This is a genomic window from Conexibacter woesei Iso977N (assembly GCF_000424625.1).
In the GTDB taxonomy this organism is placed as follows: Bacteria; Actinomycetota; Thermoleophilia; order Solirubrobacterales; family Solirubrobacteraceae; genus Baekduia; species Baekduia woesei_A.
Window position 1 is genome coordinate 50,397 of record NZ_AUKG01000003.1, and the last position, 15,184, is coordinate 65,580.

Below are 15,184 nucleotides of genomic sequence, written 5' to 3' on the forward strand. Positions count from 1 at the left end.
AACCAGGGCGACGAACGGCGCACACGCGGGATCGACAACGCGCGCCGAGCTGGCGCGTAGGCGCTCAGCCGAGCTCGTCGACCAGCCGCAGCAGGTCGAGCGGCGAGAACGGCTTGGTGAGGAACAGGTCGGCGCCGGCCGACCGGGCGCGCGTCTCGTTCTCCTGCGCGCCCGCGGCGGTCAGCATCACGATCGTCGCCTTCGCCGCGCCGTTGTCGAGGTCGCGGATCCGCCTGCATGCCTCGATGCCGTCCATGCGCGGCATGTCGATGTCCAAGAACACCAACTCGGGGTGGACCTCGGTCGCGCGCTCGACCGCCTCGATCCCGTTGGCGGCCTCGTGCAGCCTGAAGCCCGCGACGTCCTCCAGCGTGGTCGAGACGAGCTTGCGGATGAACGGGTCGTCGTCGACGATCAGGACGCTACGCATCGCCGACCTCGACCTGGATCTCCTCCAGGCGGGTGGCCGGGATCTCCAGGAACGCGTCGACCACCTCGGGGTCGAAGTGGGTGCCGGAGCTGTCCTCGATCATGGCTCGCGCGTCCACCACCGTGCTCGGTGCCCGGTACGGGCGCACCGTAGTCAGCGCATCGAGGACATCGGCGACCGCGAACACCCGCGCGGAGAGCGGGATCACCTCGCCGGCCAGCCCATCCGGGTAGCCCGCGCCGTCCCAGCGCTCGTGGTGGTGGCGCACGACGAGCTTGGCCTCGCCGAGGAAGTCGATCTCGCGCAGGATCTCCCAGCCGACGAGCGGATGGCGCTCCATCAGCGAGCGCTCCTCGGGCGTCAGCGGCTCCGGCTTCCACAGGATCGAGTCCGGAACGGCGACCTTGCCGACGTCGTGCAGCAGGAAGCCGAACTCGACCTCGGGGTCGTCGGCGAACGGCGCGTCGAGCACGCGCGCGATCTCCATGCCGTACGCGGCCACACGCTCGGCGTGCTTGCCCGTGTAGGCGTCGCGCGCCTCGACGGCGTTGCAGAGCGCGCGCACGGTCGCCATGTAGGAGCGGCGCAGCTCGTGGCGGCGCTCGCGCTCGCGCTTGAACGTCTCGCGCAGATCGGCGGCATAGCGCTCGAGCTGCTGCTCCTTCTGCGCGGCGCCGCGCTCGACATCGGCCAGGCGTTCCTGCAGCGCGGCCGTGTCGATATCAGTCCCCTTGCCAGACATCGTCGCCGCCGACCTTACAAGTCCGCCGCCGGCATGGGGTCCAACAGTGCAAGGACGGCTGCACCGGCCTCCTCCACCGGGATCGGCTCGGCGTCCAGCCGGGCCAGCCCGGGGATGCCGTCGCCGTCGGCGGAGACGACCACGACGGAGCGCCGCAGGCGCCGCCCGCGCAGGTCCAGGCCGGCGATCGCGGCCTCGACGTCGGGCAGCCCGGCGTCGACCAGCGCGACCTCGAAGCGCCGCGTCGCGCACAGCCGCGCGGCCTCCAGCGGCGTCGACGCCCACTCGTGCTCGATCGCCAGCTCGTCGAGCGTGCGGCGCAGGTTGGTCCGGATCCCGGAGCGCCCGACGGCGAGGACGCGCACGCGCCCGGCCATGACCGCGGAGCCCAAGGCATCCGCCAGCTCCTCGGCGTCGATCGGCTTGGAGATGACCCACTCGCCGCTGAGCGCCTCGCGGCCGGAGAACACGGAGACGACGACGACCGGCAGCTCTGCGAGCCGCGGGTCGGCGCGCAGCTCGCGCAGCACCTCGAAGCCGCTCACGCCCGGCATCAGGACGTCGAGCGTCATCGCGTCGAAGTCCTCGGCGCGCAGCCGCTCCAGCGCGGTCGCGCCGTCGTGGACGAGCTCGCACTCGACGCCGAACGGCTCCAGCCGCTCGGCGATCAGCCGCGCGGTCTCGGGCTCGTCGTCGAGCACCAGCACGCGACGGCCGCTGAGCGCGTCGCTCGGCCTCGTCACGACGCCCGGCTGCGGCGCGGCCGGCAGCGTGATCGCGAACGTCGTGCCCTCGCCGGGCGTCGAGGCGACGTCGATCGTCCCGCCGTGCAGGTCGACGAGCGACTTCACGATCGACAGCCCCAGGCCGGTGCCCGGCGTGCCGGTCGAGCCCGCGCCGCGCGAGAAGCGCTCGAAGACGTGCTCCAGCTCGTCGGGCTCCATCCCGCGGCCGGTGTCGGCGACCTCGATCCGGACGCCCGCCGCGTGCCTGCCCGCGCGCAGCGTCAGCGTCCCGCCCTCGTCGGTGTAGAGGTGCGCGTTGGTCACCAGGTTGGTGAGCATCTGGCGCAGGCGCGTGGCGTCGGCCAGGACGCGCGGCGTGTCGGGCGCGACCTCGACGACCACATGCTGGTCCTTGGTCTGGATCCGCCCGCGCAGCAGCGTGACGACATCGTCCAGGACCTCGGCGACCTCGACCGGGCGGCGGTGGACCTCGACGCGCCCGGCCTCCAGGCGCGCGACGTCGAGCAGGTCGTTGACGAGGTCGACCAGGCGGTTGGTCGAGACCAGGACGATGTCGAGGAACTCGCGCTGGCGCTCGTCGAGCCCCTCGCCCGCGCGCAGCAGCTCGACGAAGCCCTTGATCGACGTCAGCGGCGAGCGCAGCTCGTGCGACGCGGTCGCGACGAACTCGCTCTTCAGGCGCTCCAGCCGCGCGCGCTCGGTCGCGTCGCGCAGCGTCCAGACCACGCCGCCGCCGTCGTGGCCCTCTTCGAGGCGCGCCGCGGTGACCGCGAGCGTGCGGCCGTCGTGCTCCAGCAGGACCTCGACGCCGAGCGCCTCGTCGACCGCCGGCAGGACGAGCCCGCCGACCTCGGGGGGGTGGCCGACCCTGAGCTCCGGCGCCAGCCTCAGCGCGCGCGGGTTGGCGGAGGCGACGAGGCCCTCGTCGTCCACGATCAGCAGGCCGTCGCCGAGCGACCGGACCGTGACGGCCAGGCGCCGCCGTTCGGCTTCGAGGCGCACGTTGGCCTCCTCGAGGTCGGTCGCCATCGCGTTGAAGGACTTGCCGAGCTGGCGGAACTCGTCCGGGCCCGCGTCCTCGTCCACGCGCGCCTTGAGGTCGCCGCCGGCGAGGCGCTCGCTGGCGTCGACCAGCGACTCCAGCGGCCGCCGGACGCTCGCGAGCAGCAGCGCGACGAGCGCGATCGCGCCCGCCAGCGCCAGCCCGCCCGCGGCGGTGATCGCCGCCAGCGCCTGGCGCGAGTCGTCGCGCGCGGAGTCGTCGGCCTGCGCGAGGCGGTCGTCCTGGCGCCTGGACAGCGCGTTGATCGGCGAGCGCGCGGCGAGCGCGGCGCCCGCGGGCGCGCCGGGCCTGCGCAGCTTCTCCTGCGCCGCGCCGGCCTCGTCGACGAGCCTGACGGACTGCGGGTCGTCGGCCGCGCGGCGGCGCGTGTCGGCCAGCGCGGCCGCGTAGGCGGCCTTCGCGCGCCGCTCGGCCTGCCTGTCGCGCTGGTCCTCCGGCGCGCGCAGCGTCGCCTCCTCGACGACCGACGCCGCAAGCAGCTTCCCGGACGCCGCCTTGACCTCGAACGCGTGGGCGAGACGGTCCTCGTAATGCTGGCGGGAGGAGTACAGCGCGCCCACGCCGAAACCCGCGATCGCCGTGAGAGCGATCGTCAACCCCAAGAGCGCCAGTTGGACCGAGCGCGCGATGGATAGCCGCCGCACGCGCGTGACGGTACCGCTCCGACCCGACGGGCGCGCAAGGCTTCTGCGAACGACGCTCCCGCTGGTGCTCGCCGGGATCGCCCTGACGGCCGTCGCGACAACCGGCGACGGCGGCGGGATGGCACGCGCGCACTACCTCCGGCAGCTCGTCTTCGGCCCCGCGGGACCCGGGATGGTGCACGCCTCGCCGGCCGCCGACGCACGCGTCCTGGACCTCGACTCCGTGCCGGCGATCCCCTCCGCGCGAGGGGGTGCGGCAGGGACCGAGCGTGCGGTGACAGGATCCGGCGCGCATGGCCATCGCGCTCGCACTCGCCGCCGCGGCGTCCTGGGGCACCGCCGACTTCCTGGCGGGGCTCGCCAGCCGTAGGCTCAGCGTCCCGGTCGTCCTGCTGCTCGTCGAGGGCGGCGGGCTGGTCGTGATCGCGCTCGTCGCGATCCTGGGCGGGGCGCACTTCTTCGACCACCCGCAGGACGCGCTCAGCGCGATCGGCGGCGGGCTGGCCGGCATGGTCGGCCTCGGTTGCTTCTACCGCGCGCTCGCGATCGGGACGATGAGCGTGGTCGCGCCGATCAGCGCGGCGGGCGTCGCGCTGCCGGTCGTCGTCGGCGTCGCGACCGGCAACCGGCCGTCGGCGCTCACCGCCGCCGGGCTGGCGGCGATCGTGGCGGGCGTCGTCTTGGCCTCGCGCGAGGAGCACGACTCCGCGCAGGCCGCCGCGGCCGGGCGCGCCGCGCTGGTGCTGGCACTGATCAGCGCGGTCGGCTTCGGCGGCTTCTTCGCGCTGACCGACGCGCCCGCCGACGCGTCGGTGCCGTGGACGCTCGTGCTCTCGCGCGCCGCGCCGATGCCGTTCGTCGCGGCGATCATCGCCTACAACAAGCCGGCGTTCCCGGCGCCGCGCCTGGGCTTGGCGATCGCGTGCGTGGGCTGCGTCGACCTGCTGGCCACGACGCTGATCGCGATCGCCAACACGAGGGGCGAGCTCAGCGTGGTGAGCGTGCTCGGCGGGATGTACCCGGTCGTCACGGTCCTGCTGGCCGCCGCGGTCCTGCACGAGCGCGTGCGCCCGCCGCAGGTCACCGGGATCGTCCTGGCACTCGGCGGCGTGGCCTGCGTGGCGGCGGGCGCATGAGCCTCACGTTCTCCCCGGAGCAGCTGGCACCCGCGGCGATCAGTGCGTTGTTGTACGCCAAGCGCGCGCACACGCTGTCGGGCACGCCGCGCGCGGTCCCGGGCTGGCGCCAGGCGTGCTTCTACTCCGGCGTCGCGCTGATCGTGGCGGTGCTGGTCTCGCCGCTGGCGACCCTCGCCGACGAGCTGTTCTGGGTGCACATGGTCGAGCACCTGACGATGAGCGACGCGGGCGCGCTGCTGATCGTCCTCGGCCTCACCGGCCCGCTGATCGCGCCGATCATGCGGATCGGGCTGTTCGACCGCCTGCGCGTCCTGGCGCACCCGCTCGTCGCGTTGCCGCTGTGGGCGATCAACCTGTACGCCTGGCACGTGCCCGCGCTGCACGAGGCCGCGCTGCGCCACGACGGGCTGCACGCGCTGGAGCACCTGAGCTTCATCTTCTTCAGCGCGAACATGTGGATGTGCCTGTTCGGGCCGCTGCCGCAGCCGGCGTGGTTCGGCACGGGGTGGAAGGCGGGCTACATCGTCGCCGTGCGGCTGCTCGGCGCGATCCTCGCCAACGCGCTGCTGTTCGGCTCGGTCTTCTACACCGCCTACGCGCCCGGCGAGGCAGCGCACCACATCAGCGCCAAGAGCGACCAGGCGATCGCCGGCGGGATCATGGACATCGAGGCGCCGCTGCTGACGGTCTGCCTGTTCTGCTGGCTGTTCCTGAAGTTCGCGCGCGAGAACGACGAGCGCCAGGAGCTGCTCGACCACGCGGCGGCCCGTGGCGTGCCGCTGACGCAGGAGCGCGCGGGGCGCGCGGTCTCAGCGGGCCGGGCGGACGAGCTCCGCGCCCGGATCGACCGGGACGCCGGCGACGTCGGCTGACAGCGCCTCGTCCTCGGCGACCACGATCCGGTTGCGGCCCTTGCGCTTGGCGCAGTAGAGCGCGGTGTCGGCGCGGTGGTACAGCGTCTCCCAGCTCACGTCGCAGCCGCTGGCGGACGCGACGCCGCCGGAGATCGTGATCGGCACGCCGCCCGGGCGCGCCTCCTCGATCGACTCGCGCTGGCGCTGGGCGATCTCGAACGCCTCGGCGACGCCGACGCCGGGCAGGACGACCGCGAACTCCTCGCCGCCGAGGCGGTAGACGAGGTCGAACGCGCGCAGGTGGCGGCGCAGCAGGTGCGCGGTGTCGCGCAGGACCGCGTCGCCGCGGTCGTGGCCGAGGTCGTCGTTGACCGACTTGAAGCAGTCGAGGTCGTAGACGACGAGCGCGATCGAGCCGCCGGTCGCGTGCGCCTGCGACCTCAGCTCGGCGAAGCGCGGCTGCAGCGACGCGCGGTTGAGCAGGCCGGTGAGGTGGTCGAAGCGCGCGTCGGCGCGCAGCGCCATCTCGGTGTCGCTCAGCGAGAGCGTGAAGATCACGACGCCGACGATCGTCGCGGAGGCGACCATCACCATCACGGGGTCGTCGAGGAACGACTGCGGGTCGACGGCGATCGAGCCGCCCCACGTGATCAGCAGCGTGACCGCGAGGCCCGCCAGGACGACCGGGCGCCGGAAGCGGTTGGCCATCAGGATCGCGGGCAGCGCGATGAAGAACAGCAGCGGAGACTGCGGGCCGCCGGAGGTCGCCGCGCCGCACGAGGCGAAGAACGCGGTCGAGAGGAAGGACGCGGCGACGTAGCGCTCAGGCCGCGCGGACTTCGTCGTCCGGCGCTCGAGCGTCCCGACCTGGATCGCGGTCAGCGCGCCGAAGAGCGTCGGCCACCAGCCGATCCAGGGGCCTGCCGCCGCGGTCGCGATCGCGACGAGCAGCGAGACCCAGACGCGCGTCCATCGCACGAGCGATCCCGCCTCGAGCATTCTGGCGCGGTCGGACTCGGTCGGAACAAGCCATGACCCGGTCTCCTTCTCCATCCCACCACCCGAGATCGGCAGTATTTGCAACGGCTTGAGTCCCACGGTTTGGGGATGATCGGGTACGGGGACGTTCCTCATTGACGATGACGACGCCCTTCCTCAAGCAGGTCCGCAGGCTGGCGCGCTCGCCCGAGGGCAAGCGCGTCGCCGACGAGGCACAGCGCCTGGCGCACGACCCGCGCGTCAAGGCCCGCATCGACGAGGCCCGCAGGCGCGTGGCGCACCCGCGCAGCCCCGGGACCTCCCGCCGCCCCGCCTAGCGCAGCGGCACGCCCAGCAGGACCTGGAGGCGGCCGATCGTCGCTTCGGGGTCGTGGTGCAGGACGGTCGCCATGCCGAGCTCGGCGGCCGGCTTGAGGTTGAAGGGCAGGTCGTCGACCATCACGCAGTCGGCCGGCTGGAGGCCGAGGCGCTCGGCGCCGAGCGTGTACATGCGGGTGTCGGGCTTGCGGAAGCCCTCCTTCCCGGAGATGACGGTCGCGTCGAACAGCTCGGCGACGACCTCCTGCGGGTAGCGCAGCTCGCCCCAGGAGTTCGAGACCATCGCGACCCTGATGCCCGCGGCCCTCGCGCGGCGGACCATGTCCACCATGTCGGACTCGACGCTGGCACCGGCCATCATGCGGTCGAGCAGGCCCTCGGCCCGCTCGTGCGGGAGGCCGAGCGCCCTGGCGAGGTGCGACGCGAAGAGGTCGTCGTTCATCCGCCCCTCCTCGAACGCGATCAGCGCGTCGCGCGTCTCCTCGTCGTGGCGGAACGCCTCGCGCAGCAGGTCCGGCGCGACGCCCTCGGTCGCGCAGAACGCGCCGAAGGCGGCGAACAGGTTGGTGGTCATCACGCCGCCCCAGTCGAGCAGCAGTCCCTTGTGGTCCTTGCGGACCGCGTCATCACTCGCCACGGGTCAGCGCCTCCGCGCGGTCGGCCAGCTCGACGACGCCGTCGCCGAAGGCCGCCAGGTAGGGGTCGTCGCTCATCCCGGCCGACGCCCGCTTGAAGTTGCCCTCCATGAACACGATCGACTTCCACAGCGCGAGCGTCTGGTACCAGCGGATGTCGGTCATGGAACGCCCGGACCGCTCCTCGTAGCGGGCGACCAGCTCGGCGCGCGTCGGCCAGCCCTCCTCGCGGGTCACGCTCGACAGCTCGAACTTCCCGACCCTCGGGTCGTCGCGCTCGACGTAGAGCGTGCAGAAGTAGCCGAGGTCGGCGAGCGGGTCGCCGATCGTCGACATCTCCCAGTCGAGCACCGCGGCGATCCGCGCCGGCGACTGCGGCGCCAGCAGGACGTTGCCGAGCCGGTAGTCGCCGTGGACGATCGTGGCCGCGGGCGAGTCCGGGAGGTTGTCCTTCAGCCACGCGCCGACGTTCTCGACCGCGGGGATCTCGCGCGTCTTGTTGTGGTCCCAGAGCCCGAGGAAGCGGCGCAGCTGGCGCTCTAGGTAGCCGTCGGGCTTGCCGAAGCCCTCCAGCCCGGCGGCGCGCCAGTCGACGCCGTGGATCTCGACGAGCGCGTCGATCAGCTCGAAGGCGGTCGCGCGGCGCTGCTCGGGCGTGTCGAGCGGCTCGGGCATCGCCGACGTCACGACCCAGCCCTCGACCATCTCCATCACGTAGAACGGCGCGCCGATGACGTCGGTGTCCTCGCAGACCGCGAGCACCTGCGGGACCCGCGCGCGCCCGTGCAGCCCGGAGAGCACGCGGGCCTCGCGGAGCATGTCGTTGGCCGACGGCGGGATCGGCGGCCGCGGCGGGCGGCGCAGGACGAAGCGCGCGCCGCCGCGCTCGAACAGGTACGTGGCGTTGGAGTGGCCGTCGCCGATCGGGGCGATCTGCGGCTCCCCGTCGCCGAGGCCGTGCTCGTCGAGGAACGCGAGCAGCGGCTCCAGGACCAACAGCGGCGGGCGCTCGTTGGCCGCGGCCTCGTCGTGGGTGGCGACGATGTCGTCGGGGGCGATGTCGAAGGGCATGTGGTTCCTAGGCGAGGTCGCCGGTGGCGGCCTTGGTCGATTCTCCGGTCATCGCGAGCTTCAGCAGCTCGCGGGCGATCGTCATGCGATGCACCTCCGACGCGCCGTCGTAGATGCGGGCCGCACGGGCATCCTGGTAGATCCGGGACACCGGGAGGTCCATGGCGATCCCGGCGGCGCCGTGGATCTGCACGGCGCGGTCGGCGATCCGGCCGAAGGCCTCCGACACGAACGTCTTGGTCATCGCGACCTCCTGGCGGTGCGGCAGGCCGTGCTCGAGCTTCCAGGCGGTGTGCAGGACCATCAGGCGGCTCGCGTAGAGGTCCATCGCGCAGTCGGCGATCATCGCCTGCAGCATCTGGTGGCGGGCCAGCTCCTTGCCGAACGACCTGCGCGTCAGCAGGCGCGTCGTGGCGAGGTCGAGCGCGCGCTGGGCCATGCCGATCCAGCGCATCGCGTGGGCGAGGCGGCCGCCCGCGAGGCGCTTCTGAGCGATCACGAAGCCCTCGCCCTCGGCGCCGAGCAGGTTGGTCACCGGGACGCGGGCGTTGTTGATGTTGATGATCGGGTGCCCGCCGGGCGAGTGCGAGCCCATCCACTCCGGGTCGCGCTCGACCTCCCAGCCGGGCGTGTCGGTCGGGACGAGGATGAGGCTGTAGTTGCGGTGCCCGCGGGTCTCGTCGTCGCCGGTCTTCGCCACGACGATCGCGAACGCCGCGCCGTTGGCGCCGGTGATGCACCACTTGCGGCCGTTGATGATGTACTCGGTCCCGTCGTCGCTCTTGACGGCCGTCGTCTCCAAGTTGGTGGGGTCGCTCGACGCGACGTCCGGCTCGGTCATCGCGAAGCACGACCGGATCGCGCCGTCGGCCAGCGGGCGCAGCCAGCGGTCCTTCTGCTCCTCGGTCCCGGCGATCAGCAACGTGTGCATGTTGCCCTCGTCGGGCGCCATGCAGTTCATGCCCAGCGCGCCGAGCGGTGCGGTCCCCAGCTCCTGGGAGATCAGCGCCATGCCGAGCGACCCGATCCCCAGGCCGCCGTACTCCTCCGGCAGGTGCGGCGTGTAGATGCCGCGCTCGCGCGCGCGGTCGCGCAGGCGCTCGATGACGGGCCAGTCCTCGAGCACGTCGTCGGGGTTGGTGATCTCGGCCTCGGCCGGGAGCACGTCCTCCTTGATGTAGGCCTTGACCCGGTCGAGGAGGTCGTTCAGCTCGGGCGGGATGGTGAAGTCGATCACAGGAGGTCCTCCAGAAGGGAACGGAACTTGGCGGCCCAGCGGCGCTGCTGGGTTGCGGGCTCGAGCTGCTCGGTCAGGAAGCCGGTCAGCGCGGCGTTGACGGTCAGGCCGACGGCCTCGGGGTCGAGGTCGCCGCGGATCGACCCGTCCTGCTGGCCGGTGCGGACCAGGTCGATCATGAACTCGCGCTGGTTGCGCTGCATGCGGCGGGCGATGTCGGCGAGCGCGGGGCGGTCGGCGGCGGCGCTGACGTGCAGCGCGACGAGCACGCGGTAGAACGCGCTGCGACTGGTGTACAGGCGGGTCGACGCGTCGACCAGCGCGAGCAGCCGCGTGCGCCCGTCGCCCACGGCGCTGGCGTCCATCGCGCGGTCGGCGTGGCGGCGGATCGCCTCCTTGTAGACGGCCTCCACCAGCCCGTCCTTGGACCCGAAGTGGTGGTAGAGCGCGCCCTTGGTGACGCCGACGTCGGTGGCGACCGCGTCGAAGGACGCGCCCAGCCCGTCGGCCGCGAAGCGCTCGATCGCGGCGTCGATGAGGCGGGTGCGGGTGACCTCCGCGGCGGCGGCTCTGGTCGACATACCTACTCGAAGGTATGTGAAACCCCGTCACAACGCAACCCTCATGCGCTCCTCACAGAAGGGCCACGCAACTTCGCTCGCCGCTAGCGTGTCCCTCTTCGTGATGACTGCCCTACGACGCCTTCCCGCCCTCGCCCTCCTCGCCGCCCTGCTGGCCGCCGTGTTCGCGCATGCTCCCGCCGCGCACGCCAGCACCTCGCAGGAGGTCACCTTCGAGGCCCCGCGCGACCTCTTCGACCCGGCCCAGCGCGAGTCCGCGTTCGGCGAGATCGACGCGCTCGGCGCGCACGCGCTGCGGATCGTCCTGTACTGGAAGGACGTCGCCCCCGACGCCGACTCGCGCGTCAAGCCGAAGGCCGACATGACCGACCCGTCGGTCTACGACTGGTCGCGCTACCAGCCGGTGCTCGACGAGGCCAAGGCGCGCGGCTGGACCGTGCAGGTCACGGCGTCCGGGCCCGTCCCTCGCTGGGCGACCAACGGCGCGCTCGACAACGTGACGCGGCCGTCGCCGAACGAGTTCCGCATGTTCATGACCGCGTTGTCGAAGCACTTCGGCAGCGAGGTCACGCGCTGGTCGATCTGGAACGAGCCCAACCACCCGGACTTCCTGCAGCCGCAGTACGACTCGCGCAAGCGGCCGGCGTCGCCGAAGATCTACCGCGGGCTCTACGCCGCCGCGCTGCGCGGCCTGGCGGCCGCGGGCGACACCAGGCCGGTCCTGATGGGCGAGACCGCGCCGACCGGCACCGGCAAGGACGTGGCGCCGCTGACGTTCCTGCGCGGCGCGCTGTGCCTGAGCGACTCCTACAAGAAGGTCGGGAGGTGCGACAGGCTGCGCGTCGACGGCTACGCGCACCACGCCTACACCAACAAGGCGGGCCCGCTGTACGTCTCGCCCGGTCCCAACAACGTGATGATCGGGACGCTGTCGCGGCTGACGAGCGCGCTCGACAAGGCCGCGAAGGCCGGCGTCGTCAAGAAGGGCCTCGGGATCTACCTGACCGAGTTCGGCATCCAGTCGGTCCCGGACCCGATCGTCGGCGTGTCGCTGGCCAAGCAGTCCGACTACCGCTCCTTCGCCGAGCGCACGGCCTACTACAACCCGCGCGTGAAGTCGTTCTCCCAGTACCTGCTCCGCGACGACCTCCCGAGGGAGGGTCCCAAGGAGCAGAAGTACTCCGGCTTCGAGTCCGGCCTGCGCGACGCCGACGGCAAGGCGAAGCCCTCGCTGGACTCCTTCCGCCTGCCCCTGGCCGCCAAGTTCACCGGCAGCTCCACGAAGGTCCAGCTCTGGGGCCTGGCACGCCCGGCCAAGGGCGTCACGAAGGTGACGATCCAGCAGGCCTCCAACGGCACCTCGTTCACGACCCTGCGCACCGTGACCACGAACTCCCACGGCTACTGGACCTCCTCCGCCACCCGCGGCACCTCCAAGCGCGCCTGGCGCGTGAAGTGGACCGATCCCTCGGGCAAGACCTGGACCGGCCCCGCAACCCACGCGATGGGCAAGTAGCGCCGAGCCACTGCGGCGGCCGCCCCGCGGCCGCCGCTTCTCGGTACACGCGGTCTCGGAAACGCTGCGGTGGCGCGGCCGGTCGTGTCCGCGGCCTCACCCGCGGTGCCGCGGGCGCTTGGAGTACCGATGCGTGAATCGAGCCCGCGCTTCGGAGCGGTTGCCGGTCTCCGCCGGCGCCGCTTCTCGGCACGCGCGGTGTCGCTCGCCGGGTTCCGCCGGTTGCGGGTCTCCGCCCGCGCGGCTCATTAGGCTGCGCGGCATGTCGATCCAGCTGTGGCTCCTGCGCCATGGAGAGGCTGAGCCTTATGAGGCGAAGGCCGATGATGCTCATCGGGAGCTGACCGAGCGTGGGCGTGAGCAGGCGCGGGTGGCGGGGCGGGCGTTCGCCGTGCTCGGCTTGACGTTCGAGGCGGTCTACACGAGCCCGAAGGTGCGGGCTCGGGACACCGCGCTGCTCGCGTGTGAGGCGCTCGGGGAGGAGCCGATCGTCACGCCGGTCCTCGCCAGCGACTTCACGGTCGCCGATGCGCGCGACCTGCTGCTCGGCGTCGAGCCCGACGGGCGCGTGCTGGTCGTCGGGCACAACCCGGACTTCGCGCAGGTCGTGTTCGACCTCACCGGCGCGCGCGTCGACTTCAAGAAGGGCGGCGTCGCGTGCGTCCGGCTCGAGGGCACCGCGAACGAGCTGCTCACGCTCCTGCGCCCGCGCGAGCTGGCCGCGATCGCCTAGCGGCGCGCGCGAAGCGGTACGCGCGATCCCGGTAAACGCAGGAAGACCTACCTCATCGTTGCGTTGAGCGATCGGCGATCGACGCGTATGTTGCGTCGTGCAACCGGTCTTATGCTCGATTCCGCGAACGTCACCCCACTCGACGGTCGCGTCGCTCGATCGCGCCGCACTCGCGCCGCGATCGTCGAGGCGCTCGTCTCCCTCCTCGAGGAGGGCAACCCGCAGCCCACGGTGGAGGAGATCGCGGCGCGCGCGTCGGTCGCGCCCCGGACCGTGTTCCAGCACTACGCCGACCGCGAGGCGCTGTTCGCCGCGGTCAGCGAGCACCGCGAGGCGCAGCTGCGGACGCTCATGGGCCAGATCGACCCGGCCGCGCCGCTGGCCGTCCGGATCGACGAGATCGTGGCGCAGCGCGCGCGGGTCTTCGAGTGGATCGCCGCGGTCCGCCGCGGCGCGCTGCTGATGGAGCCGTTCAGCGCGTCGGTGCACGCGGCGCTGGAGGGCTTCCGGGCCGAGAAGCGCGCCGAGCTGGAGCGCGTGTTCGCGCCCGAGATCGGCGCACGCCCCGAGGGCCCGGACCGCGCCGCGCTGGTCGCGGCGCTCGGCGTCGCGGGGTCCTGGTCGACGTGGGACGCGCTGCGCGGCCAGCAGGAGCTGGACATCGAGCAGTCGATGGCCACGCTGCGGCTGACGCTGACCGCGCTGCTGCTGGCCAGCTGAAAGCTCCGGTCGCGGCTGCGGCACACTGGAGCGCATGGATCGGGTGCGCGTCCGGGCTCCGGAGCTGGACGGAGACGGTGGGTGGATCGGGGTCGACGGGCTGTCGCTCGCGCAACTGCGCGGCAAGATCGTGCTGCTCGACTTCTGGACGCTCGCGTGCGTCAACTGCCAGCGGGTCCTGGAGGAGCTGCGCGGGCTGGAGCGCCGGTTCGCCGACTCGCTGGTCGTCGTCGGCGTGCACTCGCCGAAGTTCCCGCATGAGCACGCCCACGAGGCCGTGAGGGCGGCGGTCGCGCGGCACCGGATCGAGCACCCCGTGCTGGACGACCCCGCGATGACGACGTGGAGCGCGTACGCCGTGAAGGCGTGGCCGACGCTGGTGCTGATCGACGCCGACGGGCGCGTCGCGCTGACCACGAGCGGCGAGGGGCATCATGTAGAACTTGCTCGCGCGATCGAGCAGCTGGTGGACGAGGCCGAGGCCGCCGGCACGTTGCGGCGTGGGGCGGTGGAGCTGGACGACGCGGTCGACGCGCAGGGCACGGGCGAGCTGGCGTTCCCCGGCAAGGTCGCGCTGGAGGACGGCGCGACGCGCGCGCCCCGGATCGCGATCGCCGACACCGGCCACGACCGCGTGCTCGTCGCGACGCTCGGCGGCGAGGTCGAGTTCGAGCTCGACGGCTTCTACCAGCCCCAGGGCGTGCGCTTCGACGGCGTGGGAGAGACCGCGTCGCTGCTGGTCTGCGAGACCGGCGCGGACCGCGTCTGGCGCGTGCCGCTCGACGGGCGCTCGCCGCGGGAGCTGATCACGGATCGCCTGAGCTCACCGTGGGACGTCGTGGTCTGGCACGGGCACGTCGTGATCGCCGAGGCCGGCAAGCACCGGCTGTGGGCGGTCGACCGCGCGGGCGAGCTGCAGGTGCTGGCCGGGACCGGCGCTGAGGCGCTCGTCGACGGGCCGGGGCTGGAGGCGGTGCTGGCGCAGCCGAGCGCGCTGGCCGTGACGGCCGAGGGCGACCTCGCGTTCCTCGACGCCGAGTCGAGCGCGCTGCGCGTGCTGCGGGCGGGGACGTTCGAGGTGCAGACGCTGTTCGGCACCGGGCTGTTCGGCTGGGGCGACGACGACGGCGACGGCATGCGCGCCACCACGCAGCACCCGCTGGGCCTGGCGCTCGGGCGCGGCGGCGAGCTGTACGTGGCCGACACCTTCAACAACTCGATCCGCGTCTGGCGCGGGTCGCACCTGTGGACGGTGCCGGTCGAGGGCTTCTCCGAGCCGGGCGGGATCGCGTGCCTGCCGGACGGCCGGCTGCTCGTCGCCGACAGCGGCAACCACCGAGTTGTACGGGTCGATCCGCTACGCGCGCGTGCGGTGACGCTGGACGTCGGGCGGCCGTCGTCCAGCGACGCGCCCGAGGGGCAGCCGCTGTCGGTCGCGGGGACGATCGTGGAGCCCGGCGGGTCGCGCGTGACGGTCTCGCTGAACCTCGACCCCGGCGACGACGACCTCGATCCCGCGGGCGGGCCGCCGATCCGGGTCCGGGCGCTGAGCGACGTCCCGGGGCTGCTGCGCGAGCCGACCACGTGGACGGCGTCGGCGCTGCCCGTCTCCGTCGACCTCGCGCTCGGCGAGGGCTCCGGGCGGATCACGCTCGAGCTGCTGGCCGCCACGTGCGGCCCGGACGCGTGCCGCCTGCGCCGCACGCAGCGCGCGTACGACGTGCTGTTGACGTGAGTCACGCTTGACACGACCGCC

At 72.8% G+C, this 15,184-nt stretch carries 15 protein-coding genes; 7 read left to right on the forward strand and 8 right to left on the reverse strand.

Going from position 1 to position 15,184, the window contains the following annotated elements:
- Positions 1-64 precede the first annotated feature (64 nt).
- Genes H030_RS0121710 through H030_RS34210 form a run of 3 tightly spaced genes read right to left on the reverse strand, consistent with a single transcriptional unit; the run spans position 65 to position 3,625 of the window.
- Positions 65-430 (reverse strand): response regulator, encoded by a 366-nt coding sequence (locus H030_RS0121710; protein ID WP_027007670.1) that lies wholly within the window; start codon positions 428-430, stop codon positions 65-67.
- Positions 423-1,172 (reverse strand): HD-GYP domain-containing protein, encoded by a 750-nt coding sequence (locus H030_RS34205; protein WP_051223433.1) that lies wholly within the window; start codon positions 1,170-1,172, stop codon positions 423-425. Before H030_RS34205 ends, H030_RS0121710 begins: the two co-directional genes overlap by 8 nt.
- A gap of 14 nt (positions 1,173-1,186) precedes the next feature.
- Positions 1,187-3,625 (reverse strand): ATP-binding protein, encoded by a 2,439-nt coding sequence (locus tag H030_RS34210; protein ID WP_081691045.1) that lies wholly within the window; start codon positions 3,623-3,625, stop codon positions 1,187-1,189.
- A gap of 293 nt (positions 3,626-3,918) precedes the next feature.
- On the opposite strand from H030_RS34210, the gene H030_RS0121725 reads away from it, so the two are divergent.
- A complete protein-coding gene (locus H030_RS0121725) occupies positions 3,919-4,761 on the forward strand; it encodes an EamA family transporter (RefSeq protein WP_027007672.1) in 843 nt (280 codons plus the stop codon).
- Positions 4,758-5,636 carry a cytochrome c oxidase assembly protein gene (locus H030_RS0121730; protein WP_027007673.1) on the forward strand — a complete coding sequence of 293 codons (879 nt, stop codon included), beginning with the start codon at positions 4,758-4,760 and terminating at the stop codon, positions 5,634-5,636. Before H030_RS0121725 ends, H030_RS0121730 begins: the two co-directional genes overlap by 4 nt.
- On the opposite strand, the gene H030_RS37695 is transcribed toward H030_RS0121730, so the two are convergent.
- Positions 5,574-6,596: a sensor domain-containing diguanylate cyclase gene (locus H030_RS37695; protein ID WP_196809228.1), complete on the reverse strand. Its 1,023-nt coding sequence runs from the start codon at positions 6,594-6,596 to the stop codon at positions 5,574-5,576. The genes H030_RS0121730 and H030_RS37695 overlap by 63 nt on opposite strands.
- Positions 6,597-6,757: 161 nt before the next feature.
- On the opposite strand from H030_RS37695, the gene H030_RS39825 reads away from it, so the two are divergent.
- Positions 6,758-6,934 carry a hypothetical protein gene (locus tag H030_RS39825; protein WP_196809229.1) on the forward strand — a complete coding sequence of 59 codons (177 nt, stop codon included), beginning with the start codon at positions 6,758-6,760 and terminating at the stop codon, positions 6,932-6,934.
- Here the strand turns inward: H030_RS39825 and H030_RS0121745 are convergent.
- Genes H030_RS0121745 through H030_RS37700 form a run of 4 tightly spaced genes read right to left on the reverse strand, consistent with a single transcriptional unit; the run spans position 6,931 to position 10,459 of the window.
- Entirely contained in the window at positions 6,931-7,572 is a 642-nt protein-coding gene (locus H030_RS0121745) for an HAD family hydrolase (RefSeq protein ID WP_027007674.1), read from the reverse strand. The genes H030_RS39825 and H030_RS0121745 overlap by 4 nt on opposite strands.
- Positions 7,562-8,641, reverse strand: coding sequence for a phosphotransferase family protein (locus H030_RS0121750; RefSeq protein WP_027007675.1), 1,080 nt, complete (start codon positions 8,639-8,641; stop codon positions 7,562-7,564). Before H030_RS0121750 ends, H030_RS0121745 begins: the two co-directional genes overlap by 11 nt.
- Before the next feature lie 7 nt (positions 8,642-8,648).
- A complete protein-coding gene (locus tag H030_RS39830; RefSeq protein WP_051223438.1) occupies positions 8,649-9,878 on the reverse strand; it encodes an acyl-CoA dehydrogenase family protein in 1,230 nt (409 codons plus the stop codon).
- On the reverse strand, positions 9,875-10,459 hold the full coding sequence (locus H030_RS37700) for a TetR/AcrR family transcriptional regulator (protein ID WP_027007677.1): 585 nt from the start codon (positions 10,457-10,459) through the stop codon (positions 9,875-9,877). The genes H030_RS39830 and H030_RS37700 overlap by 4 nt, the downstream gene beginning before the upstream one ends.
- 103 nt (positions 10,460-10,562) lie before the next feature.
- Between H030_RS37700 and H030_RS0121765 the strand changes: the two genes are divergently transcribed.
- The 4 genes from H030_RS0121765 (at position 10,563) to H030_RS34230 (ending at position 15,163) form a co-directional block, all read left to right on the forward strand.
- A complete protein-coding gene (locus H030_RS0121765) occupies positions 10,563-11,975 on the forward strand; it encodes a hypothetical protein (protein WP_027007678.1) in 1,413 nt (470 codons plus the stop codon).
- Positions 11,976-12,237: 262 nt separating this feature from the next.
- Entirely contained in the window at positions 12,238-12,708 is a 471-nt protein-coding gene (locus tag H030_RS34225) for a SixA phosphatase family protein (RefSeq protein WP_081691048.1), read from the forward strand.
- Between the two features lie 111 nt (positions 12,709-12,819).
- Entirely contained in the window at positions 12,820-13,428 is a 609-nt protein-coding gene (locus H030_RS0121775; protein WP_027007679.1) for a TetR/AcrR family transcriptional regulator, read from the forward strand.
- A gap of 34 nt (positions 13,429-13,462) precedes the next feature.
- Positions 13,463-15,163: a thioredoxin-like domain-containing protein gene (locus H030_RS34230; RefSeq protein WP_051223442.1), complete on the forward strand. Its 1,701-nt coding sequence runs from the start codon at positions 13,463-13,465 to the stop codon at positions 15,161-15,163.
- The last annotated feature ends 21 nt before the right edge of the window (positions 15,164-15,184 follow it).

Bases quoted from the DNA above. Each gene is read 5' to 3' on its own strand.
- H030_RS34225 (WP_081691048.1), top strand. From the start codon at position 12,238: ATGTCGATCCAGCTGTGGCTCCTGCGCCATGGAGAGGCTGAGCCTTAT.
- H030_RS0121750 (WP_027007675.1), bottom strand. From the start codon at position 8,641: ATGCCCTTCGACATCGCCCCCGACGACATCGTCGCCACCCACGACGAG.
- H030_RS37700 (WP_027007677.1), bottom strand. From the start codon at position 10,459: ATGTCGACCAGAGCCGCCGCCGCGGAGGTCACCCGCACCCGCCTCATC.
- H030_RS0121710 (WP_027007670.1), bottom strand. From the start codon at position 430: ATGCGTAGCGTCCTGATCGTCGACGACGACCCGTTCATCCGCAAGCTC.
- H030_RS34230 (WP_051223442.1), top strand. From the start codon at position 13,463: ATGGATCGGGTGCGCGTCCGGGCTCCGGAGCTGGACGGAGACGGTGGG.
- H030_RS0121775 (WP_027007679.1), top strand. From the start codon at position 12,820: ATGCTCGATTCCGCGAACGTCACCCCACTCGACGGTCGCGTCGCTCGA.
- H030_RS0121765 (WP_027007678.1), top strand. From the start codon at position 10,563: ATGACTGCCCTACGACGCCTTCCCGCCCTCGCCCTCCTCGCCGCCCTG.
- H030_RS39825 (WP_196809229.1), top strand. From the start codon at position 6,758: ATGACGACGCCCTTCCTCAAGCAGGTCCGCAGGCTGGCGCGCTCGCCC.
- H030_RS34205 (WP_051223433.1), bottom strand. From the start codon at position 1,172: ATGTCTGGCAAGGGGACTGATATCGACACGGCCGCGCTGCAGGAACGC.
- H030_RS0121725 (WP_027007672.1), top strand. From the start codon at position 3,919: ATGGCCATCGCGCTCGCACTCGCCGCCGCGGCGTCCTGGGGCACCGCC.
- H030_RS0121730 (WP_027007673.1), top strand. From the start codon at position 4,758: ATGAGCCTCACGTTCTCCCCGGAGCAGCTGGCACCCGCGGCGATCAGT.